We start from the raw sequence: 23,063 nt of genomic DNA, 5'->3' as shown, positions 1-23,063 counted from the left end.
GACGAGCACCCATCGGATGAGCACCCGGGTGAAGAGGCCCCAAGGATACGTACCGAGTCCCCCTTCGGGGTGCGGGACCGCCCTGGCATCCCGTCCACCCGGAGACGCCCGCTCTCCGGTGCGCACACCTCACGAACCCGCTCCACCACCCGGATAGGTGAAATCCGGAGGCCCCACCGCCGCGCTGCGGAGCCCCTTGCCACGGCCTCCGCAGCGGCCGTAGAAGAAGATCAACCGAAGTTACTGCCCGGTATGAAGAGACCGGGCCAGGCAGAGCGGGGCGCGCACTTCATGGACCGGACCAGGCCGGCGGGCAGGCACGACCAGCAGAGGCCGGGCACCGCCCCGCACCAGCGGCGGCGCCTCAAACCGCACTACTGGTTCGCCGAGCGCCTCCTCGCGGTGCTCAGCGGACAGCGGCCCGTGCACTGGATGCTCGGGCACACCATCGGGGAGGCGTACGACCAGCTGGTGCGGATGGCCCCGGGGACCCCGCTGCGAGCCCCGGGAATCCGGCCCGTGGTGCGCCACTGCGGCGAGTTCGTACCAGCACCCGGGGTCATCGAGGCCTTCGCGCGCATCGGTACGGGCGACCACGTCCAGGCGATGGCGTTCCGCCTCGAACAGGGCGCCGATCTGCGCTGGCGGTGCGCGGCGGTGGAACTGGGCGGCGAACGGGTCGGGGTGTGAGAAGAGCCGGGACCGCACCTCCGCGGTGCGGTCCCGGCTCTCACACGGCGCCGGCCGGAGCCGGCGTCGCCCGTGCGCTACTTCTTGCGGCGGCGGCTGCCGCCCTTCTGGGCCTTGCGGCGCTCGGCGCGCGTCAGGCCGTCCGCCTCCGAACGCGTGCCCTCGTCGCTCTCGAAGTCGCCCTCGACCACGCCGCCCTCTCCGTCCACCGTGGGAGCCGAGAAGTGCAGCCGGTCGGGCCGCTGCGGGGCGTCCAGACCCTTGGCGCGGATCTCCGGACGTGCGCCCGCGGGAACGGCGTCCCGCTTGTCGAGCGACGGCCTTTCCGCCTCGTCCTGCACCGGAACCTCCTCGACCTGCTGCTCGACCTGGACCTCCAGGTTGAACAGATAGCCGACGGACTCCTCCTTGATGCCGTCCATCATGGCGTTGAACATGTCGAAGCCCTCGCGCTGGTACTCGACCAGCGGGTCCTTCTGCGCCATGGCACGCAGGCCGATGCCCTCCTGGAGATAGTCCATCTCGTAGAGGTGCTCACGCCACTTGCGGTCCAGCACGGACAGCACCACACGCCGCTCCAGCTCACGCATGATGTCGGAGCCGAGCTGCTCCTCGCGGTCCGCGTACTGGTCGTGCACATCGTCCTTGATGGACTCGGCGATGAACTCCGCGGTGATACCCGCACGGTCGCCCGCCGCGTCCTCCAGCTCCTCCACGGTGACCTTCACCGGGTAGAGCTGCTTGAAGGCGTTCCACAACCGGTCGAGGTCCCACTCCTCGGCGAAGCCCTCGACCGTCTCCGCCTGGATGTAGGCGTCGATGGTGTCGTCCATGAAGTGCTGCACCTGCTCGTGCAGGTCCTCGCCCTCCAGGACCCGGCGGCGCTCGCCGTAGATGACCTCGCGCTGCCGGTTGAGCACCTCGTCGTACTTCAGGACGTTCTTACGCGTCTCGAAGTTCTGCTGCTCGACCTGGGACTGGGCGGAGGCGATGGCACGGGTCACCATCTTGTTCTCGATCGGAACGTCGTCCGGCACATTGGCCATCGACATCACGCGCTCGACCATCTGAGCCTTGAACAGCCGCATCAGGTCGTCGCCGAGCGAGAGATAGAAGCGGGACTCGCCCGGGTCTCCCTGCCGCCCCGAACGGCCGCGCAGCTGGTTGTCGATACGGCGCGACTCGTGCCTCTCGGTGCCCAGCACGTAGAGGCCGCCGAGCTCCTTGACCTCGTCGTGCTCGGCCTTCACCGCGTGCTCCGCACGCTCCAGAGCCGCGGGCAGCGCCGCGGCCCACTCCTCGACGTTCTCATCCGGGTCGAGACCGCGCTGGCGCAGCTCCGCCTCGGCGAGATCGTCCGGGTTTCCGCCCAGCTTGATGTCGGTGCCACGGCCCGCCATGTTCGTGGCAACGGTGACGGCGCCCTTGCGGCCGGCCTGGGCGATGATCGGCGCCTCACGGTCGTGCTGCTTGGCGTTGAGCACCTCGTGCTGCACACCGCGCTTGGAGAGCTGCTGCGAGAGGTACTCGGACTTCTCGACCGACGTGGTGCCGACCAGGATCGGCTGGCCCTTCTCGTGCTTCTCCGCGATGTCGTCGACAACCGCGTCGAACTTGGCGACCTCGGTGCGGTAGATCAGGTCCGACTGGTCCATCCGGACCATCGGCCTGTTCGTCGGGATCGGGACGACACCGAGCTTGTAGATCTGGTGGAACTCGGCGGCCTCGGTCATGGCCGTACCGGTCATGCCGGAGAGCTTGCCGTAGAGGCGGAAGAAGTTCTGCAGGGTGATGGTGGCGAGCGTCTGGTTCTCGTCCTTGATCTCCACCCCTTCCTTCGCCTCGATGGCCTGGTGCATGCCCTCGTTGTAGCGGCGGCCGGCGAGGATACGGCCGGTGTGCTCGTCGACGATCATGACTTCGCCGTCGATGACGACGTAGTCCTTGTCGTTCTTGAAGAGCTCCTTGGCCTTGATGGCGTTGTTGAGATACCCGACGAGCGGGGTGTTCACCGACTCGTAGAGGTTCTCGATGCCGAGCCAGTCCTCGACCTTGGCGACACCGGGCTCGTGGATCGCGACGGTGCGCTTCTTCTCGTCGACCTCGTAGTCCCCGGTCTCCTCGATGCCCTTGAGCTGGTTGCCGGCCTCGCCCTTCGCCAGCCGGGTGACGAGCTTGGCGAAGTCTCCGTACCACTTGGTGGCCTGGTCGGCCGGGCCGGAGATGATCAGCGGCGTACGCGCCTCGTCGACCAGGATCGAGTCGACCTCGTCGACGATGGCGTAGTTGTGGCCGCGCTGGACGAGCTCGTCCTGGGACCAGGCCATGTTGTCGCGGAGGTAGTCGAAGCCGAACTCGTTGTTCGTGCCGTAGGTGATGTCGCAGTTGTACTGCTCGCGGCGCTGCGCCGGGGTCATGTTGGCCAGGATGCAGCCGACCTCGAGGCCGAGGAACTTGTGGACGCGGCCCATCATCTCGGAGTCGCGCTCGGCGAGATAGTCGTTCACCGTGATCAGGTGGACGCCCTTGCCGGACAGCGCGTTCAGGTAGGCGGGGAGCGTACCGACCAGGGTCTTGCCCTCACCGGTCTTCATCTCGGCGACATAGCCGAGGTGCAGGGCGGCGCCGCCCAGCAGCTGTACGTCGTAGTGACGCTGCCCGAGGGCGCGCTTGGCCGCTTCACGAACGGTCGCGAAGGCCTCGGGGAGCAGGTCGTCCAGGCTCTCGCCGTCGGCGTACCGTTGCTTGTACTCGTCGGTGAGGGCCCGCAGCTCGGCGTCGGAGAGGTTGACGAAATCCTCTTCGATGGAGTTGACCTGGTCCGCAATGCGGTGCAGCTTGCGCAGGATCTTTCCTTCGCCTGCACGCATGAGCTTGTTGAAGACGGACACGGGGGTTGGTCTCCTTGCCGGTCGGGCCTGGCGCGGTCGAATTCTTGGGTCGGGCTGGGGGTGGAGCTGGGTTGAGCAACGGCCATCGTAAGCGAGGACCCCACTGCGCCGGGAGGCCTGCCGTCCAGGACAACGGACGGGGCGCCCGGAAGGTGCCGGGACGGACCCGAAAAAGCCATGGCGCCGGTCCGGGCCCGGACGGAGAATCAGTCGATGGACCCCGTCATCCTCACCTCCGAGCGGCTGTTGCTGCGCCCGTTCAACCCCGGCGACGCGGAAGCCGTCTTCCAGGCCTGCCAGGACCCCGACGTCCAGCGCTGGACGGTCGTTCCGTCCCCCTACAGCCGGCAGGACGCGGAGAGCTTCGTCGGTCAGCTGGTGCCCGAAGGCTGGCGGTCGGGCACCAACCTGGCCTTCGCGGTGCTGCCGCGCGAGGCGGGGCCGCTGCGTGGCGCGCTGTCCGTCTTCCAGCGCTCCCAGCCCGGCACCTGGGAGATCGGCTACTGGACGGCGAAGGAGCACCGGGGCCGCGGCTACACCGCCGAGGCGGTGGCGGTGCTGGCGCACTGGTCGCTCTCCACGCTGGGTGTGGAACGCCTCGAGTGGCGGGCCGAGGTCGGTAACGCGGGCTCCCGGGCGGTGGCGGAGAAGGCCGGCTTCCTGGTCGAGGGTGTGCAGCGCTCGAATCTGCTGAACAAGGGCACCAGGAGAGACGCCTGGGTGGGCGCTCTGCTGCCTTCGGACCTGGGACTGCCGACCGAACACCCCTATCTCCCTGCCGGAGCCTGACAGCCGGGGTCCGGGCCGCTGTCGGCTTCTTCGCGGGCTTCGTTGCCTGCCTCCTCGCGGGCTCCCTGCGGCCTTCGTTGTCAGCGCCGCGCCCTATCGTTCGTGGCATGACTTCCGCGCCGCCCCCAGCTGTCGAACTCTCCGCCGACGAGGCCCGCCGTATCGCGTTGCGCGCCCAGGGCTTCCTGGGCGCGCCGGACCGCCGGGGCGGGGTCCGAGGGGTGCTGCGCCACCTGGGGGCGGTGCAGCTGGACACCATCTCCGTGCTGGCCCGATCGCACGAGCTGATCCCCTATGCCCGGCTCGGCGCCGTGGGCCGCAGGACCGTCGAGGACGCGTACTGGACGGAGGGCCATTCCTTCGAGTACTGGTCGCATGCGGCCTGCATCCTGCCCGTCGAGGAGTGGCCGCACTTCGCTTTCCGCCGCCGCGCCTACCGCGACCGCCCGCACTGGAACCACGATCTCCCGGAATCGGCGTACGGCGCGGTGATCGGGCAGCTGCGCGCCGAGGGACCGCTGACCGCCACCGAACTGGGCGGCGCGAAGAACGGCGGCGAATGGTGGGACTGGTCGGCATCGAAGGTCGCCGTCGAGCGGGCGCTGATGTTCGGCGAGGTGGTGTGCACCGAGCGGCGCGGCTGGAAGCGCGTGTACGACCTGGCCGAGCGGGCGGTCCCCGCCGCACTCCTCCATGACGACCTCGACGACAGGGAGTGCCTGCGCAGGCTGGTCGCGCTGGCGGGCAGCTCGCTCGGCGTCGGCACCCGCACGGACATCGCGGACTACCACCGGCTCAAGGGCGAGCAGTTCGACACGGTGGTCGCGGATTCGGGCCTCGTCCCTGTCACGGTCCAGGGCTGGGCCAAGCCCGCATGGGCCGACCCCGAGGCGCTGGCGGCAGCTCCCCGCGGCCGCCACCGCACCACGCTGCTCTCCCCGTTCGACTCACTCGTCTGGGAGCGCGCCCGTACGGAGCGGATCTTCGGCTTCACCCACCGGCTTGAGGCCTACGTCCCCAAACCCAAACGGATCCACGGGTACTTCGCCATGCCCCTGCTGGCCGGCGGAAAACTGGTCGGGCGCGTCGATCCGGCCCGCGAAGGGAGCACCCTGGTCGCCCGGCAGATCTCCCTGGACGATCACAAAGCCGTCCGGCCGATGGCCCAGGCCCTCACCGAGGCGGCCCGCTGGGTCGGCTGCACGGACGTCAGGGTGGAGCGCATCAACAGTCCCGAACTGCGGACTCCGCTGGATGCGGCGCTTGCGGAGGAGAGCCCGGCGGTCTGAATGCGGGAGCACGCGGAAGCCGGGCCGGACGGGGTCAATCGTGCCGGACGGGTCTCACCTGCCGGGGTGCCAAGGGCGGGGAACTCTCATCGGCCATCGGCGGGAGGCGCCGCAGGCGGACATGCCACCGGCCGGGAGGCGCCGTGGGCGTGGAGACGCCACTGGCCCGGGGGCGCCGGCGGGGAGTGCCGCTGCTCCCCGGGGCCGTCCGTCCGTCGCCCTGTCCCTCCGCGTCCTGCGCGTGCCTCCGGGTCCGCCGCGAGCGATGTCAGCGATGTCACCGGGGCCGCCCGTCAGCGGATCTCGAGGATCTTCTCCCGCATCGCGTACACCACCGCCTCCATCCGGGAGTGCAGCTGCAGCTTCTCCAGGATGTTGCGCACATGGTTCTTCACGGTGTTCTCGGAGATGAACAACTCCTTGGCGATGTCACGGTTGTTCATCCCGGTGGCCACCAGCTTCAGCACTTCCAGCTCACGTTCGGTGAGCCGGGGCGCCGGCACCAGCCTGCGCTCGTCGGTGCGCTGGATCATCGATTTGAACTCGGTCAGCAGCTTCGACGCCATGGAAGGGCTGATCTGCGACTGGCCGTCGGCGACGGCCCGGATGGCTGTGGCCACTTCGTCGGTCGAGATCTCCTTCAGCAGATACCCGGTGGCACCGGCCTTGATGGCCTCGTAGAGGTCGGCCTCCTCGTCGCTGATCGTCAACATGATGATCTTCGCGCTGGGTGCCACCTCCTTGATGGAGGTACATGCCTCGATACCGCCCCGCTTGGGCATCCGTACATCCATCAGCACGATGTCGGGCAGCAGATCGGCGGCCTTGTCGACCGCCTCAGCCCCGTCCCCCGCCTCACCGACCACCTGGATGTCCTCCTCGGCGGCGAGGACGATCTCCAGCCCGCGGCGGAAGAGAGCATGGTCGTCCACTACAAGGACCCTGATCGGTTCCTTGCGCAACGCCGCGTCGTGGTCCATGGGGCCCTCATCCTCGTCGTGCGCGAGACCGAAGCTGTCCGCCATCGTTCCTCCCCCTGAAGGCCATGGCCCGAAGTTCATGGTCTGTGCGCCAACCGAAGCCCACAGAGCACCGATTGGCGCGTCTCGCCATGCTTTCATGCCCGGGCGGCGAAACGGTGTCCGAACGGTGGTCCATCACCGCACGGCGGTGCCCCTGGGCGCGTGAACACGCTTCCAGGGGCACCGCCGCAGTACATCAAGTCATCCGCCGAGCGCACCGCCCGCGCCGCCCGCCTGCATTTCGGCGAGCGGGTCCGTCGTCAGGTGAATGACACCGTAGTCGTAGGCGTGCCGCCGGTAGACGACACTGGGCTCCTTCGTGTCCGCGTCGACGAACAGATAGAAGTCGTGTCCGACCAGTTCCATCTCGTAGAGCGCCTGGTCGAGCGTCATCGCCGCCGCGATGTGTGTCTTCTCGCGGACCACCAGCGGTCCCTCGCCCTGCACTTCGAGCGAGCCCATCCTGGTGGTGGGAATGGACGGAGCCACCAGGTCGGCGGTGAACTCCCCATGTCCGTTGATCTGCGCCGTTTCCGGCACCGCTTCGACGACTTCGGATGCAGAAATGCGTCCGGCACCCCTGCGGTTGTAACGCTTCTCGTGCTGCTTGCGCAGCCGCGCCTCCAACTTGCCGGTGGCCAGATCCAGCGCTGCGTACGGGTCGCCTGCCGCCGCCTCCGCCCGGATCACCGGGCCCCGGGAGTGCAGCGTGATCTCCACTCGGTCCGAACGGTCGGCCTGCCTCGGGTTGTGCTCCTTCGAGACCTCGACGTCGAGGCTGATCACCTTGGCGTCCAGCTTCTGGATCTTGTCCAGCTTCAGCTTCTCGGCCACGTGCTTGCGGAACCGCTCGGGCACTTCGGTTTTGCGGCCCTTGACGACGATGTCCACGCAGAACTCCGTTCCCGGATCGCTCCGCCGTACGACGGAGCAACTCCCTCTTGCACCAGACTCCGATGCGTACCGGAGTCTCGGACTTGGCGACTTTCACCTCCTCCTCCCCCGTCGGGAAGATCCCCACCCCACCAACTTCTGAGTTCCGTGGAAACAGCAGAACCCGGAAAGTGCGTCCGCGCACGTCCGTGCATTTCGTGAGGTACAGCTTTCGCGATTCCTCACAACCGAACATAGCTCGCCGGGACGGGTATCGGCACCCGCTACTCGCGCGTACCTCCGTTCAGGTGCTTTTTCTGTTCCCCTACCTGCAACGATGCAACTTCCCTGTCAGTTCCGGTTTATTTCGAAAGCGAGAGGTGGTGCGGCGATCACAGCGGCGCCCGGTTCGCCGGTACCGGGGAATCCCCGGACTCCCGCGACCCGTACCGCCCGTGCCGCCTCCACCAGTGATGCACCGGTCGTCATGAGATCGTCCACAAACACCACCCTGCCCCCTTCCAGCAGCCGTACGCCCCCCACCACCACTTCGAGTGCACCCGCGAGATTCGCCAGCCGCTGCCGGGCATCCAGGCCCGTCTGATCGACTACCGCTCTTCGCTGCCTGAGCACCGCCACCGTCCGGGCCCGGACACCGGTGCCACGCAGCGCCCGCGACGCGGAAAGGGCGATCCTGCGGGCCGGGTCGTGCCCGCGGGCCCTGACCGCACTCCGCGACGAAGGCACCGGCACCAGCAGCAGCGGCCCCGCAGCGGGCCCGGACGGCACAGCGGCCAGCACCGCACCGGCCAGGGCCATGCCGAGCGCCCCGGTGAGGCCCAGCGCGCCTCGTTCCTTGTGCGCGAGCAACACCGCGCGCACCGCGTCCCCATAGGGTGCGGCCGCGAACACGGCGGGCAGCCCCGCGGGCTCGGGATCCGGTCTCGCCCGGCGGGCCGGCGAGCCGTACAGCGACGCGGCACACACCTCGCACAGCGCCGTACGAGGCCTGCCGCAGCCACCGCAGAAGGCCGGCAGCACCACATCCGAGATTTCCCGCCACCATCCCCGCATGGCCCTCACTCTGCCGAGGGCTGAGGGGCAGTGCCACCCCTGTGGACAACTCTGTCCACAGGGGTGGGGAAACCGCGGCCGGACAGCGGCAGCGGGGGCCGCGGCCCCCGCTGCCCGGACAGGCCCGCTGTCCCGGACAGACCGGATGAGCGGTCCCGGAAAGAGCCGCTGTCACCGGCGGAGCGGGCCGTCAAGGGACAGATCCGCTATCCCGGATAGACCGGCGACTTGCCTTCCTCGACCACTGTTTTCCAATTCGAGCGGAGGGGCAGCCGGAGAATTCCGTCCTCGGCGGAGAGGGCCATCACCGGCAGCCGGTCGTCGTCCGAAGCCGCTACAGCGGTGATCCGGTTGGCACCGGGCAGGGAATTCACTCCTGAGACGGAACCGTCCACCTGCATGTACCGCACCTGCTGCACCCCGCCTGCTTCCCTGCCGACCACCACAAGACGGCTGCGGCCCGCCCAGGAAACCGCTGTCACGTCCGCCATCTGCGGGGCAGCCGGGCGCAGTTCCTCCACCGCGGAGACCGTCGGGCCGTCCCCGGAGCCCTGCCGCACCACCCGGCCGACCTTCAGCGTCGTATGCCCGTCCCGTGAGAGCAGCAGTGCGATCCGCACGCCGTCGGACGACATCCGCAGTCCCTCGATCCGGTCACCGTCGAGACCGTCGACGGTGACCTTCTGAGGCTCACCGGATCCTTCGGCGAATCGCAGCAGTCCTGGATGCCCAGGATCCCGGTCCGCAACCCACAGATCGCCGCGCCCGTCCCAGCTGGGCGCGGAGAGCCGGTCCTTCTCCTTCTTGCCTCCGCTGGTGTACAGCGTCTCGGCCGACTCGCTGTCCGAGGCGATCGACGACATGTACAGGGTGCTGCCATTCTTCGACACACCAGCCGCATGGCGTTCGTCGCGCGACACCGCGACGGTGCTCAGCGGCTTGTCGCCGGAACCGAGCGGCCCGGCGACCGGCTCGGGATCGGTCTTCTCGCTGTCGGCGCTGCCGCTCACCTGCATCCGGACCAGGCGGCCCTTGGCATCGACGAAGTACTCGCCGGCCGGGGTGCCCGTATTGCTGTCGGGTGCGTAGTCCTCTGCCTGGTCCGCACTGAGCACGCACAGCTGGGAGCCGTCCGAACGCTGCAGTTCCACCTGTTCCAGCCGCAAGGACGAAGCGTCCCGCAGCGTGAAGAGCAGCTGGGCCGCCATCTTCCTGCACTGGCCCTGGCCGACCCCCGAAGCCTTCGCGTTCAGCGGCACCACCAGCGAATTCCGGTCGTCGACCGCCAGCGATCTGACGCCCCTCCGCAGCGCGGTACCGGTGGGGAAGCGCGAGCCCACCACCGGCTTCAGCCAGTTGGTCGGCCCTTCCAGCAGTGAGGCGACGGTCTGTGTCAGCGGGTCCATCCGGGTCTCGGGGTCTATGCCCTGACGCAGATAGACGGGGTCGGCGACCAGCCAGTCCTCACCGCTCCGCCCGTCCCCTCCGGAGGGTCCGGAAGGCGGGTTGGATGCGAAGTAGAACTTGTTCACGGAGTGGTAGTTGCGCTGGAAGTCGGAGAGGCTCAGCAGCAGACCTGCCGGGAGGTCGTCGATGCGCCAGTCCTTGCCGTTCTGCCGAACGAGGTGGATGGCGTTCTGGTATTTCCCCTTGTCAGGCCGGTACACATGCTGCTTGTCGATCACGGCGACTTCACTGCCGCTCAGCTGGTAGGTGGTGGAGACCTCCGGGGCGTCCCGGTCGTTGGCCGGATTTGCCCGCCGGGACGGTCCGTCGGTGAGCACCGTCGTCTGTGCTCCCGGATCCCAGCTACGGGACGCCGCTTTCGTCAGATACTTCCGCGCCGTGGCGAACTGCAGATCGTCGCTGGTCATGGCCTCAAGGAAGCCGTCGACGATCTCAGCGGGCTCCGCGCCGTCCCTCGGCGGAACCGCGTACACCTTGACCTGCGAATCGGCACGCTGCGTCGGGTCGACAGCCTCGATGTCGCCGCTGCTCGGCATGGACACGCACCCGGCCAGCAGCACCCCGCCGCACCCGAGCAGCGCATACAGCCGCAGCAGCCGTCCGCTTCCGCTCTTCCCACTCCGGCCCCTCACGCCCCGGCCATTGCCCCCACGGTCAGCGCCCACGCGCAGTGTCCTCCCCGTCCGAAGCCTGCGTGGTGGAGTCGCCCGTGCGCGGCACCACCCTGGCGCCGCTGCCCGGCAGAGCCGTCGGATCAGCGGGTATGGCGCGCGGCGGGGACGGCAGCGGCGACCGGTCGGCCGGCGGCTGGACCGGCTCGGCCGCGAGCCGTCCCTCATCGGCCCTGGCAAGAGCCCGGCCGCGTCGCGAGTCCTCGGGCTCCAGCGGAATCGGCGAACCCCGCAGCGGCTCGTCCGCCGTGCGCGGCAGGGTCAGCCGGAACTGCGAACCACCACCCGGTTCGCCCCATGCCTGCAGCCACCCACCGTGCAGACGGGCGTCCTCGACCGCGATGGAGAGCCCCAGACCGGTGCCTCCAGTGGTACGGGCACGGGCCGGGTCGGCCCGCCAGAAGCGGCTGAACACCCGGGTCGCCTCGCCCGGCTTGAGCCCCACGCCGTAGTCACGCACCACGATCGCGACGGCACCACCCGCCACCCCGAACCGCACCACCACGTCCTCGCCCTCCCCGTGCTCCACGGCGTTGACGACGAGATTGCGCAGCACTCGCTCGATCCGCCGGGCATCGACCTCGGCGATCACGGGCTGTTCGTCCCCCACGACCCTGATCCGGCTGCCCTTGCGCTCCGCCAGCGGCTCGGCCCCGGAAATCACCCTGCGTACTGTCTCGCGCAGATCGATCGGTTCGGCCTCCAGCGCAGCCGCACCCGCGTCGAAGCGGCTGATCTCCAGAAGATCGGCCAGCAGCGACTCGAAGCGGTCCAGCTGGTCTCCGAGCAACTCAGCGGAGCGCGCCGTCACCGGGTCGAAGTCGCTGCGGGCGTCATGAATGACGTCGGCGGCCATCCGTACGGTCGTCAGCGGAGTGCGCAGCTCGTGCGAGACATCCGAAACGAAGCGGCGCTGCATCCGCGACAGGTCCTCCAACTGCTGGATCTTCAGCTGGAGGCTCTGTGCCATCTTGTTGAAGGCCTCACCGAGACGGGCGATGTCGTCCTCGCCGGTGACCTTCATCCGCTCCTGGAGCCGGCCGGCGGAGAGCCGCTCGGCAATGCCGGCGGCCATCCGGACAGGCGTCACGACCTGGCGCACCACGAACCACGCGATGGCCCCGAGCAGCACGACCACGAACAGGCCGGCAGTCGCCAGGGTGCGCACCACCAGGCCCAGACTCTTCTCCTCCTGCGCCAGCGGGAAGAGGTAGTAGAGCTGGTACGGCTTGTGGTCGATGTCCTCCAGCCGCTGCCCCACCACGAGACCGGGCTCAGGGCTTCGGCCGTCGAAGTACTTGATCTCCGTGTACGTCTTGTACGGGGCCGTCCCCTGGTCCACGTTCCTGCGCAGCTCGTCAGGCACGCTGTCGGCGCTCACCGCGCCCGACGAACGCTGCCCGCCGCTCCCCGCACCCGTGCCCGCCGATGTGGGCGCCAGGGTGATGACGTTGTACGCGCCCTGACCACCGCTGGAGAGCTGTGCGACCAGATCCGTCCGCCACTGGGTCGAACTACTGGCTGTTCTGCCGTCGCCGGTGTCGCTGTCCGAAGCGGCAGGCACGTTGGCCTTGTCCTTCGCCACGGTGAAACCCCCGGCCGCCTGGGAGACAGCCGCTTTCTCCTTGGCGTCGAGGAGACCGTTGCGGACCTGCCCGACGACCACGAAGCCGAGCACCAGGACCACGACGACCGACATCAGCAGGGTGCCGGCGACGACCCTGAGCTGGATGTTCCGCCGCCACACCCGCACCGCGGGCAGCAGCGGGCGGCGCACCCAGCGGGCTATCAGGCGCAGCATGGGGCTGCCCGGCGCGCCGTCCGGGAGCAGACGGCCGCCCCTGAAACGGTGGCCGAATCCCCCCGGTGGACGCGTGCCGGAGCCCCGGCGTGAGGCACCGGACGACGGGCCGAACCGCGTCGCACCCGTGCCCGGACCGGCAGACCGCTCCGCGTGTGCTCCCGGCTCCCCGGGCGTCGGAGCAGCACTGCTGGTCGTCATGTCAACTCGGCCCGGCCTTGTAACCGACACCACGGACGGTCACCACGATCTCCGGGCGCTCCGGGTCCTTCTCCACCTTGGACCGCAGCCGCTGGACGTGCACATTGACCAGCCGGGTGTCCGCCGCATGGCGGTACCCCCACACCTGCTCCAGCAGCACCTCACGGGTGAACACCTGCCAGGGCTTACGAGCAAGCGCGACCAGCAGGTCGAACTCGAGCGGCGTCAGAGCAATCGACTGCCCCTCCCGCTTCACGGAGTGGCCTGCCACGTCGATGACCAGGTCACCGATGGTCAGCTGCTCCGGCGCCGGCTCTTCCGACCTCCTCAGCCTCGCCCTGATACGAGCGACCAGTTCCTTGGGCTTGAACGGCTTGACGATGTAGTCGTCGGCCCCGGATTCGAGCCCCACCACCACATCGACGGTGTCGCTCTTCGCCGTGAGCATCACGATCGGTACACCTGACTCGGCCCTGATCAGCCTGCAGACCTCGATACCGTCCCGGCCGGGCAGCATGAGATCGAGCAGTACCAGGTCCGGCTTGGCCTCCCGGAATGCTGCCAGTGCCTTGTCGCCGTCCGCTACGAACGACGGCTCAAAACCTTCACCACGCAGCACAATGCCGAGCATCTCGGCCAGTGCGGTGTCGTCATCGACGACAAGGACGCGTCCCTTCATACTGACATCATCCCATTAGCTAATCGTTACCTGGCGTGACCTGGCACACAACGCGGTGAGTGCATCCCTGGTGACAGGGGAGACAGCTCCTGATTCCGTGACGATCGCCGTCACGAGGTCCGGGGGCGTTACATCGAACGCAGGGTTGTACGCCTGCGTCCCCAGCGGAGCCACCGGCACCCCGCCGCCGAATTCCGTGACCTCCTTGCCGGGCCGCTGCTCCACCTCGATGGACGCGCCGTCCGGGGTGGCGAGATCGACCGTCGTCGTCGGAGCCACCACGATGAACGGCACATGGTGGTACTTGGCAAGCACCGCGAGCGGATAGCTTCCCACCTTGTTCGCCACCGAGCCGTCGGCAGCGATCCGGTCTGCCCCGATCAGCACCGCATCCACCTCGCCGGCCGCGAAGAGCGAGCCGGCCGCATTGTCGGTGAGCAGCGTGTATGCCATCCCGTTGCGCGCCGCCTCGTACGCCGTCAGCCGTGCCCCCTGAAGGAGCGGACGAGTCTCGTCCACCCACAGACGTCGCAGGCTGCCCGCCCGGTGCGCCGCCAGCGCGACGGCGAAGGCGGTGCCCTCACCTGCCGAGACGAGCGTCCCGGAGTTGCAGTGTGTCAGGATCCGGTGTCCACCGCCCGGCAGCAGCTCATCGAGCAGCTCCAGCCCTCGCGCCGCCATCTGTGCGCTGGCCCCGGCGTCCTCGCGGTGCAGTTCCCTCGCCTCGGCGAGCGCCGCGGCCGCCGCCCTCCCGGCATCCGCACCGCCACCTACGGCCGCACGATAGGCCGCGGCCGCCCTGCGCACTCCGTACCCCAGATTCACCGCGGTGGGCCTCGCCCCCTCCAGCAACGCGACCGCCTCGTCCACGTCGTACCCCCGTATCGCGGCGAGGGCCACGCCGTAGGCGCCTGCGACGCCCAGCAGCGGAGCGCCCCGGACCGCCAGTGTCTGGATCGCCTGCACCAGCGCGGGGACGTCCGTACACACCAGCTCGACCTCCTCGGCCGGCAAGCGGGTCTGGTCCAGCAGCACCAGAACGGGCCCCTCAGGTGGCTCATCCCAGCGCAGTGAGGGAAGCGAGGGGGGCTTCGGGTCCGGCGGCGATTGCACGTCCTGTTCGGCCATTCGCCCAGTCTGCCCCGTGAGGCACCGACAAATGAAGGTGCATTGGAGATACGGGCGCAGGTCCGCAGCCGGACGACGCGTGGCACGATGGCTGCCAGCCTGCTGCCCCGTTGCGCGGACAGGCATGTGAAGGAGCGACAATGAACGACTCTCCGGGTTGGGCCTCGCCCGGATCCGCCCCCTCCGACGGACAGGAGCCGGACACCTCCCGGCCGACCGAGCCGTCCGACCGGGGGGAAGCCGCTCCGAAGTGGTCCAGTGAGCAGCCACCGGCTGCGCAGTGGACCCCGCCGGCCCCGCCCGGCCCCCGCGCGGCACCGCCGCAGCCGACCTCCGCGAGCTGGGGCGGCCGCCCGGCACAGGGCGGCTGGGGCGTACCGCAGCAGGGCGGGTGGAGTACGCCTCCCGCCGCGGCCAAGCCGGGTGTCATTCCGCTGCGGCCGCTCGGCATCGGCGAGATCCTCGACGGCGCTGTGTCGACGATGCGTGCCCACTGGCGCACCGTGCTCGGCGTCACGATCGCCGTGGCCGCGGTCATTCAGCTCGGCTCGATCCTCATCGAGCACTTTTTCCTCCCGGAGCCGACGCAGATCGACCAGACGGCCAGCGACGCGGAGCAGCTGCGTCAGAGCCTCGACTCCCTGCAGACGAGCATGCTGAATCTGGGCCCGGTGTATGCGATCTCGCTCATCGGCACGATCTTCACCACAGCGGTGCTGACCATCGTCGTCAGCCGCTCCGTGCTGGGCCGTCAGGTCTCGCTCTCCGACGCCTGGGGCGAGGCCAGGCCCCAGCTCCCGCGCCTGGTGGGGCTCAGCCTGCTGCTGCCTCTGGTCTACGCCGCCGTGGTGACGATCGGGATTCTTCCCGGTCTGCTGGCGGGCGGTACGGCTGGAGCCGGGCTCTCCGTCCTCGGCGGGCTCGCGGCCATGGTCGTGATGATCTGGCTGTGGGTCCGTCTCAGCCTCGCCGGTCCCGCGCTGATGCTGGAGCGGCAGGGCATCCCTGCCGCCCTGCGGCGCTCGGCAAAACTGGTCAGCGGTGCGTGGTGGAGGATCTTCGGCATCATGCTGCTGACCGTGCTGCTGACCCTCATCGTCTCGATGATCATCAGCGTGCCGTTCAACGCTCTCGCCGTGGCCGCGGACGGCAAGAGTTTCGGCGACCTCTTCTCGAGCAATCCGCCGGAGTTCGGCTGGCTCTACCTGATCATCAGCGGTATCGGGGCAGTCATCACCGCGGCACTGACCTACCCGTTCTCGGCCGGAGTGACGGTGCTTCTCTACGTCGACCAGCGCATCCGCCGCGAGGCACTCGACATCGATCTCGCCCGGTCCGCGGGTGTGCCCGGCTACGAGACCTCCGGGAACTGATGCGGTGCCGACGCCGGGGGGCATGACGACAACGCGGCCGCTGATCCGCTTCTCCGACCACATACCGCTGGACACCTCACGCGCCCCGGCCCGCGGCGCCGCACGGCGTGAACTGTCCAGACCGATGTACCACGAGCACGACCCGAACCTTCTCCAGCGCGGCATCGACCGGTTCTGGGACTGGATCGGCGACCTGTTCGGCGGCGCGTCGGAGGCCGCGCCCGGCGGGTCGCTGGGACTGACCGTGATCGTCGTCGTGATCCTGCTCATCGCTGCCGGGCTCTGGTGGCGGCTGGGGGTCCCGCGCCGTGCGCCGGTCCGGTTGGGCTCACTCTTCGATGACCGGCCCGCCACCGCCGCCGAACACCGGGCAACCGCAGCGGCACACGCTGCCGCCGGCCGTTGGAACCACGCCGTCCAGGAGCGGATGCGCGCCATCGTCCGGGCTCTCGAAGAACGCGCTCTGCTCGACCCGCGTCCAGGCCGCACCGCCGACGAGGCCGCCGCCGAAGCCGCCCGCCCGCTCCCCGGCCACGCTGCCTCTCTGCATGCTGCCGCCAGGGAATTCGACGACGTCACATACGGTGGGCGCACCGCCGACGAGCGGGCATATCTGCGCCTCACCGAACTCGATCGCGCTCTCGGCCAGGCAAAGCCCCAGCTGAGCGAGGCTGTCCCGGGAGCGGCCGAGTGACCGGAGCCTCCGTCCCGACCACCTCGCTCTCCGCGTCTGCCGGTCAGATATGGAAGCGTGCCCGCGGTCTGCTGACCGCGCTCGCGGTGCTGCTCGCAGCAGCCGTCGCCCTCGCGGCCATGCGCTCCGGCGAGCAGCACGCCGGCCTCGATCCGCGCTCCCCCGACCGATACGGCAGTCGCGCTGTGGCCGAGCTGCTGAAGGACCACGGCATTTCCCTCCGCGTGGTCACCACTTCCACCCGGGCGGAAGCCGCGGCAGGACCGGACACCACCCTGCTGATCGCCTCCCCCGACCTGCTGACCGACCGCCAGCAGGTCTCGCTGCGCCATGCTGCCGACCGCTCCAGGGGGCGCACCGTCGTGGTCGCCGCCGGCCGGCTCTCCGTGGCCGCCCTGGCCCCCGGCGTACACGCTCGGAAACCGGCACCGGTGTCGGTCCGCCGCCCGTCCTGCACGCTGCCCACCGCCGGACGCGCCGGCCCGGTGGACGCAGGAGGGGTCCGCTACGACACCGCAGTGCGCGGCGCGACTGCCTGCTACCCGAGCGATGGCCTGCCCACCGTGCTCAGACTCCCCGCTCCGGCGGGCGGGGATACGGTGCTGCTCGGTTCGCCGGACATTCTCCTCAACCATCGACTCGACCAGCAGGGCAATGCCTCGCTCGCGCTTCAACTCCTCGGTTCCCGGCCCCATCTCGTCTGGTACCTCCCCTCGTTCGGTGACGCCTCTGCTGCCCAAGGCGGCAACCGCAGCTTCTTCGACCTCATACCTTCCGGCTGGTTCTGGGCCGTCCTGCAGCTCACACTCGCCGCAGCACTGGCCGCTGTCTGGCGCGCCCGGCGGCTGGGGCCCCTGGTGTCCGAGCCGCTCCCCGTCGCCATCCGGGCCTCCGAGTCGACCGAGGGGCGTGCCCGCCTGTATCGCAAGACGAACGCCCGCGATCACGCCGCTTCGGCCCTGCGTTCGGCGACCCGCACGCGCCTGGCCCCGCTCGTCGGCGTACCGACGAGGGGTGCGCATTCCCCTGATGTTCTCCTCGCGGCCGTCTCCGCCCGGCATCCCATGGCCGGATTGGGCGTTCGCGATCTCCTGTTCGGCCCGCCCCCGGCCGACGATGCCGCCCTCATCCGCCTCGCGGATCAACTCGACACCCTCGAAAGGGAGGTTCGTTCCTCATGACGGCCCCGACCACTGACACAGCGGACCGTGCGCGCGCCTCCCTGGAAGCATTGCGTGCCGAGATCGGAAAGGCTGTGGTCGGCCAGGACCCTGCCGTGACAGGCCTCGTCATCGCGCTTCTCTGCCGCGGCCATGTCCTCCTCGAAGGAGTTCCCGGGGTGGCCAAGACCCTACTGGTCCGCGCACTCTCGGCGTCCCTCTCGCTCGAGACCAAACGTGTGCAGTTCACACCGGACCTCATGCCGAGCGATGTCACCGGCTCCTTGGTCTACGACACACGCACGTCAGCGTTCTCCTTCCAACAGGGGCCCGTCTTCACCAACCTCCTGCTGGCGGACGAAATCAACCGCACCCCTCCGAAGACCCAGTCCTCCCTTCTCGAAGCCATGGAGGAACGTCAGGTCACGGTCGACGGAATCCCCCGGCTCCTCCCCGACCCCTTTCTGGTCGCCGCAACGCAGAACCCCGTTGAGTACGAAGGCACTTACCCCCTCCCTGAAGCACAACTGGACCGCTTCCTGCTGAAACTCACGGTGCCCCTTCCCTCCCGAACGGATGAGATCAGCGTCCTCACCCGGCACGCCGACGGCTTCAACCCCCGTGATCTCGAAGCCGCAGGAGTCGGTGCGGTAGCCGGCCCGGCCGAATTGCAGGCCGCCCGTGCCGCTGTCTCCACAACCACCGTTTCGCCGGAGATAACCGGCTACATCGTCGATATCTGCCGCACCACTCGTGAATCCCCCTCGCTGCGGCTCGGCGTCTCACCACGCGGTGCGACAGCTCTGCTCTCCACCGCACGCGCCTGGGCCTGGCTCACCGGCAGGGACTATGTCATCCCCGACGATGTGAAGGCCCTGGCCCTCCCCACACTCCGCCACCGTGTTCAGCTGCGCCCCGAAGCAGAGATGGAAGGGGTCACCCCCGACTCGGTCATCACGGCGATCCTCGCCCACCTCCCCGTCCCCCGCTGAGGCCCCTGCCATGGCACTCACCGGACGCGCCGCTCTGCTCGCCGCCATTGGATCCCTCCCCATCGGCGTCCTGGCTCCCAGCTGGACGGGGATGATCGCGGTCAACGCCCCCCTCACCCTCGCAATCCTGTACGACTACGCTCGCGCCGCGCCAGTACGAACCGTGCAATTCGCACGATCAGGTGACACGTCTGTTCGGTTCGGTGACAGCGCGGAAGTCCAGTTGACTGTGACCAACCCGTCCCGCCGACTGTTGCGCGCCCGGCTCCGTGATGCCTGGCCGCCCAGCAGCTGGCTTCCGAGTACGGAACAGCTCGCTTCGCGGCACTCTCTGGCTGTCCCGGCAGGGGAGCGCCGTCGTCTCAGCACGGTTCTGCAACCCACTCGCCGCGGTGACCGGCGCGCGGAGCGCATCACACTGCGTTCCTACGGTCCACTGGGTCTGGCAGCGCGTCAGGGGCACCACAGCGTTCCCTGGACGGTGCGCGTCCTTCCTCCTTTCACGAGCCGCAAGCACCTGCCGTCCCGGCTGGCCCGGCTTCGTGAACTCGACGGCCGCACCAGCGTGCTGACTCGAGGTGAGGGGACGGAATTCGACAGCCTCCGCGACTACGTTCCCGGCGATGACACCCGGTCCATCGACTGGCGTGCCACGGCCCGCGGGGCCAATGTCGCCGTTCGTACCTGGCGGCCCGAACGCGACCGTCACATCCTGATCGTCCTCGACACCGGCCGTACGTCGGCCGGACGAGTGGGGGACGTGCCACGGCTGGACGCGTCGATGGACGCCGCGCTGCTGCTGACCGCGCTCGCCTCCAGAGCCGGCGACCGGGTCGATCTCCTCGCTTACGACCGGCGTGTCCGGGCGTTCGTCCAAGGAGGACGGGGAGCAGGATCGCTGCCCGCCCTGGTCGACGCGCTGGCCCCACTGGAATGCGAACTCATGGAAACCGATGCGCGCGGCCTCAGTGCGGCGATCCTCGCGCATGCGCCCCGTCGCTCTCTCATCGTGCTGCTCACCGGGCTGGACGCGGCGCCCGTCGAGGAGGGTCTGATTCCGGTCCTCCCGCAGCTCACCCGACGGCATACTGTGCTGCTCGCTTCCGTCTCGGATCCCCATGTCGCAACGATGGCGGCGTCTCGCGGCACCCTGGACGGGGTGTACGAGGCAGCCGCCGGCGCCCAGGCGCAAGAGGAGCGGCGCCGTACGGCGGAACAGCTCACGCGCCACGGGATCACGGTGGTCGACGCAGCGCCGGACGATATCGCTCCCGCCCTCGCAGACGCTTATCTCTCGATCAAGGCAGCCGGCCGGCTCTAGCGCCTGCCTCATGGGCGTATCCGAGGAATCACGGCTGCCGCCACACTCCGGATGTGCGGCGTGCTTTCACATCACGCCGCCGCTACCGCATGGTCTTGGCTGTGCGGTAGCGGCCGTCGGCGGGTCCGGAACGCAGAAAAGCCCCGCACCATAAGGTGCGGGGCTTCCCCACAATGATTGTTCGGCGGCGTCCTACTCTCCCACAGGGTCCCCCCTGCAGTACCATCGGCGCTGAAAGGCTTAGCTTCCGGGTTCGGAATGTAACCGGGCGTTTCCCTAACGCAATGACCACCGAAACACTATGAAATTAACGAAACCGGATATGGACACGGCTGTTCGTTATTTCAGAACTAACACAGTGGACGCGAGCAACTGAGGACAAGCCCTCGGCCTATTAGTACCAGTCAGCTCCACCCGTTACCGGGCTTCCACATCTGGCCTATCAACCCAGTCGTCTACTGGGAGCCTTAACCTCTCAAGGAGGTGGGAATACTCATCTCGAAGCAGGCTTCCCGCTTAGATGCTTTCAGCGGTTATCCTTTCCGAACGTAGCCAACCAGCCATGCCCTTGGCAGGACAACTGGCACACCAGAGGTTCGTCCGTCCCGGTCCTCTCGTACTAGGGACAGCCCTTCTCAATATTCCTACGCGCACAGAGGATAGGGACCGAACTGTCTCACGACGTTCTAAACCCAGCTCGCGTACCGCTTTAATGGGCGAACAGCCCAACCCTTGGGACCGACTCCAGCCCCAGGATGCGACGAGCCGACATCGAGGTGCCAAACCATCCCGTCGATATGGACTCTTGGGGAAGATCAGCCTGTTATCCCCGGGGTACCTTTTATCCGTTGAGCGACGGCGCTTCCACAAGCCACCGCCGGATCACTAGTCCCGACTTTCGTCCCTGCTCGACCCGTCGGTCTCACAGTCAAGCTCCCTTGTGCACTTACACTCAACACCTGATTGCCAACCAGGCTGAGGGAACCTTTGGGCGCCTCCGTTACTCTTTAGGAGGCAACCGCCCCAGTTAAACTACCCATCAGACACTGTCCCTGATCCGGATCACGGACCGAGGTTAGACATCCAGCACGACCAGAGTGGTATTTCAACGGCGACTCCACAACCACTGGCGTGGCCGCTTCAAAGTCTCCCACCTATCCTACACAAGCCGAACCGAACACCAATATCAAACTGTAGTAAAGGTCCCGGGGTCTTTCCGTCCTTCTGCGCGAAACGAGCATCTTTACTCGTAGTGCAATTTCACCGGGCCTATGGTTGAGACAGTCGAGAAGTCGTTACGCCATTCGTGCAGGTCGGAACTTACCCGACAAGGAATTTCGCTACCTTAGGATGGTTATAGTTACCACCGCCGTTTACTGGCGCTTAAGTTCTCAGCTTCGCACGCCCGAAAGCGCACTAACCGGTCCCCTTAACGTTCCAGCACCGGGCAGGCGTCAGTCCGTATACATCGCCTTACGGCTTCGCACGGACCTGTGTTTTTAGTAAACAGTCGCTTCTCGCTGGTCTCTGCGGCCACCCCCAGCTCATGGAGTAAATCCAATCACCAGTGATGGCCCCCTTCTCCCGAAGTTACGGGGGCATTTTGCCGAGTTCCTTAACCATAGTTCACCCGAACGCCTCGGTATTCTCTACCTGACCACCTGAGTCGGTTTAGGGTACGGGCCGCCATGAAACTCGCTAGAGGCTTTTCTCGACAGCATAGGATCATCCACTTCACCACAATCGGCTCGGCATCAGGTCTCAGCCTTAATGTGTGACGGATTTGCCTATCACACGGCCTACACCCTTACCCCGGGACAACCACCGCCCGGGCTGGACTACCTTCCTGCGTCACCCCATCGCTTACCTACTACCACCTTGGTTCAGCGGCTCCACCACTCCCCTCAACTCCGAAGAGATCAGGGCGGCTTCACGGCCTTAGCATTAATGGGCTCAGTATTGGGCGTTTCAAAGCGGGTACCGGAATATCAACCGGTTGTCCATCGACTACGCCTGTCGGCCTCGCCTTAGGTCCCGACTTACCCTGGGCAGATCAGCTTGACCCAGGAACCCTTAGTCAATCGGCGCACACGTTTCTCACGTGTGTATCGCTACTCATGCCTGCATTCTCACTCGTGAACCGTCCACCACTGCCTTCCGGCGCGGCTTCACCCGGCACACGACGCTCCCCTACCCATCCATACAGGCGTTGGCCCTATGTGTATGAATGACACGACTTCGGCGGTACGCTTGAGCCCCGCTACATTGTCGGCGCGGAATCACTTGACCAGTGAGCTATTACGCACTCTTTCAAGGGTGGCTGCTTCTAAGCCAACCTCCTGGTTGTCTCTGCGACTCCACATCCTTTCCCACTTAGCGTACGCTTAGGGGCCTTAGTCGATGCTCTGGGCTGTTTCCCTCTCGACCATGGAGCTTATCCCCCACAGTCTCACTGCCGTGCTCTCACTTACCGGCATTCGGAGTTTGGCTAAGGTCAGTAACCCGGTAGGGCCCATCGCCTATCCAGTGCTCTACCTCCGGCAAGAAACACACGACGCTGCACCTAAATGCATTTCGGGGAGAACCAGCTATCACGGAGTTTGATTGGCCTTTCACCCCTAACCACAGGTCATCCCCCAGGTTTTCAACCCTGGTGGGTTCGGTCCTCCACGACCTCTTACAGCCGCTTCAACCTGCCCATGGCTAGATCACTCCGCTTCGGGTCTAGAGCGTGCAACTCAAACGCCCTATTAGGACTCGCTTTCGCTACGGCTTCCCCACACGGGTTAACCTCGCTACACACCGCTAACTCGCAGGCTCATTCTTCAAAAGGCACGCAGTCACGACGCACCGAGTAAACTCGATGCGCGACGCTCCCACGGCTTGTAGGCACACGGTTTCAGGTACTATTTCACTCCGCTCCCGCGGTACTTTTCACCATTCCCTCA

Annotated in this window: 16 protein-coding genes and 2 rRNA genes (1 of these 18 running past the window's edge); 8 read left to right on the top strand and 10 right to left on the bottom strand. The window is 67.5% G+C overall.

Translation table 11 applies throughout. The features are described from left to right. Positions 1 to 252: 252 nt before the first annotated feature. Positions 253 to 690 (top strand): Rv3235 family protein, encoded by a 438-nt coding sequence (locus OHS16_RS19220; protein WP_328538443.1) that lies wholly within the window; start codon positions 253 to 255, stop codon positions 688 to 690. A 77-nt stretch (positions 691 to 767) separates the two neighbouring features. Here the strand turns inward: OHS16_RS19220 and secA are convergent, their stop codons facing one another. Continuing rightward, positions 768 to 3,581, bottom strand: coding sequence for a preprotein translocase subunit SecA (gene secA, locus OHS16_RS19215; protein ID WP_328538442.1), 2,814 nt, complete (start codon positions 3,579 to 3,581; stop codon positions 768 to 770). 213 nt (positions 3,582 to 3,794) lie between these two features. On the opposite strand from secA, the gene OHS16_RS19210 reads away from it, so the two are divergent. Continuing rightward, complete coding sequence (locus OHS16_RS19210) at positions 3,795 to 4,370, top strand: GNAT family N-acetyltransferase (RefSeq protein WP_328538441.1); 576 nt, start codon at positions 3,795 to 3,797, stop codon at positions 4,368 to 4,370. A 107-nt stretch (positions 4,371 to 4,477) separates the two neighbouring features. Continuing rightward, the gene (locus OHS16_RS19205) at positions 4,478 to 5,659 is read left to right on the top strand and encodes a winged helix-turn-helix domain-containing protein (protein WP_328538440.1); all 1,182 of its coding nucleotides are present in this window, start codon (positions 4,478 to 4,480) and stop codon (positions 5,657 to 5,659) included. A 293-nt stretch (positions 5,660 to 5,952) separates the two neighbouring features. On the opposite strand, the gene OHS16_RS19200 is transcribed toward OHS16_RS19205, so the two are convergent. From OHS16_RS19200 to mtnA, 7 genes are all read right to left on the bottom strand, one after another. Then, on the bottom strand, positions 5,953 to 6,684 hold the full coding sequence (locus OHS16_RS19200) for a response regulator transcription factor (RefSeq protein WP_328538439.1): 732 nt from the start codon (positions 6,682 to 6,684) through the stop codon (positions 5,953 to 5,955). A 198-nt stretch (positions 6,685 to 6,882) separates the two neighbouring features. Continuing rightward, on the bottom strand, positions 6,883 to 7,572 hold the full coding sequence (hpf, locus tag OHS16_RS19195; protein WP_328538438.1) for a ribosome hibernation-promoting factor, HPF/YfiA family: 690 nt from the start codon (positions 7,570 to 7,572) through the stop codon (positions 6,883 to 6,885). A gap of 333 nt (positions 7,573 to 7,905) precedes the next feature. Next, the gene (locus tag OHS16_RS19190) at positions 7,906 to 8,628 is read right to left on the bottom strand and encodes a ComF family protein (protein ID WP_328538437.1); all 723 of its coding nucleotides are present in this window, start codon (positions 8,626 to 8,628) and stop codon (positions 7,906 to 7,908) included. A gap of 206 nt (positions 8,629 to 8,834) precedes the next feature. After that, positions 8,835 to 10,760, bottom strand: coding sequence for an LpqB family beta-propeller domain-containing protein (locus OHS16_RS19185; RefSeq protein ID WP_328538436.1), 1,926 nt, complete (start codon positions 10,758 to 10,760; stop codon positions 8,835 to 8,837). Continuing rightward, entirely contained in the window at positions 10,750 to 12,768 is a 2,019-nt protein-coding gene (gene mtrB / locus OHS16_RS19180; protein WP_328538435.1) for an MtrAB system histidine kinase MtrB, read from the bottom strand. Before mtrB ends, OHS16_RS19185 begins: the two co-directional genes overlap by 11 nt. A gap of 1 nt (position 12,769) precedes the next feature. Next, complete coding sequence (gene mtrA, locus OHS16_RS19175) at positions 12,770 to 13,447, bottom strand: two-component system response regulator MtrA (RefSeq protein ID WP_003968748.1); 678 nt, start codon at positions 13,445 to 13,447, stop codon at positions 12,770 to 12,772. Positions 13,448 to 13,462: 15 nt separating this feature from the next. Then, positions 13,463 to 14,575: an S-methyl-5-thioribose-1-phosphate isomerase gene (gene mtnA, locus OHS16_RS19170; protein WP_328538434.1), complete on the bottom strand. Its 1,113-nt coding sequence runs from the start codon at positions 14,573 to 14,575 to the stop codon at positions 13,463 to 13,465. A gap of 140 nt (positions 14,576 to 14,715) precedes the next feature. On the opposite strand from mtnA, the gene OHS16_RS19165 reads away from it, so the two are divergent. Genes OHS16_RS19165 through OHS16_RS19145 form a run of 5 tightly spaced genes read left to right on the top strand, consistent with a single transcriptional unit; the run spans position 14,716 to position 20,115 of the window. Then, a complete protein-coding gene (locus OHS16_RS19165) occupies positions 14,716 to 15,948 on the top strand; it encodes a glycerophosphoryl diester phosphodiesterase membrane domain-containing protein (RefSeq protein ID WP_328538433.1) in 1,233 nt (410 codons plus the stop codon). A 22-nt stretch (positions 15,949 to 15,970) separates the two neighbouring features. Continuing rightward, positions 15,971 to 16,642, top strand: a complete 672-nt coding sequence (locus OHS16_RS19160; protein ID WP_328538432.1) for a DUF4129 domain-containing protein — start codon at positions 15,971 to 15,973, stop codon at positions 16,640 to 16,642. Then, positions 16,639 to 17,823 (top strand): DUF4350 domain-containing protein, encoded by a 1,185-nt coding sequence (locus OHS16_RS19155; RefSeq protein ID WP_328538431.1) that lies wholly within the window; start codon positions 16,639 to 16,641, stop codon positions 17,821 to 17,823. Before OHS16_RS19160 ends, OHS16_RS19155 begins: the two co-directional genes overlap by 4 nt. Beyond that, positions 17,820 to 18,794 (top strand): AAA family ATPase, encoded by a 975-nt coding sequence (locus OHS16_RS19150; RefSeq protein ID WP_328538430.1) that lies wholly within the window; start codon positions 17,820 to 17,822, stop codon positions 18,792 to 18,794. Before OHS16_RS19155 ends, OHS16_RS19150 begins: the two co-directional genes overlap by 4 nt. Positions 18,795 to 18,804: 10 nt before the next feature. Next, a complete protein-coding gene (locus OHS16_RS19145; protein ID WP_328538429.1) occupies positions 18,805 to 20,115 on the top strand; it encodes a DUF58 domain-containing protein in 1,311 nt (436 codons plus the stop codon). A 179-nt stretch (positions 20,116 to 20,294) separates the two neighbouring features. Here the strand turns inward: OHS16_RS19145 and rrf are convergent. Next, positions 20,295 to 20,411, bottom strand: a 5S ribosomal RNA gene (gene rrf, locus OHS16_RS19140). A 78-nt stretch (positions 20,412 to 20,489) separates the two neighbouring features. Further along, positions 20,490 to 23,063, bottom strand: a 23S ribosomal RNA gene (locus tag OHS16_RS19135); it runs 550 nt beyond the window's last position.

The sequence above is a fragment of the Streptomyces sp. NBC_00344 genome (assembly GCF_036088315.1).
Lineage (GTDB): Bacteria > Actinomycetota > Actinomycetes > Streptomycetales > Streptomycetaceae > Streptomyces.
This window is presented reverse-complemented; position numbering and strand designations above follow the sequence as displayed.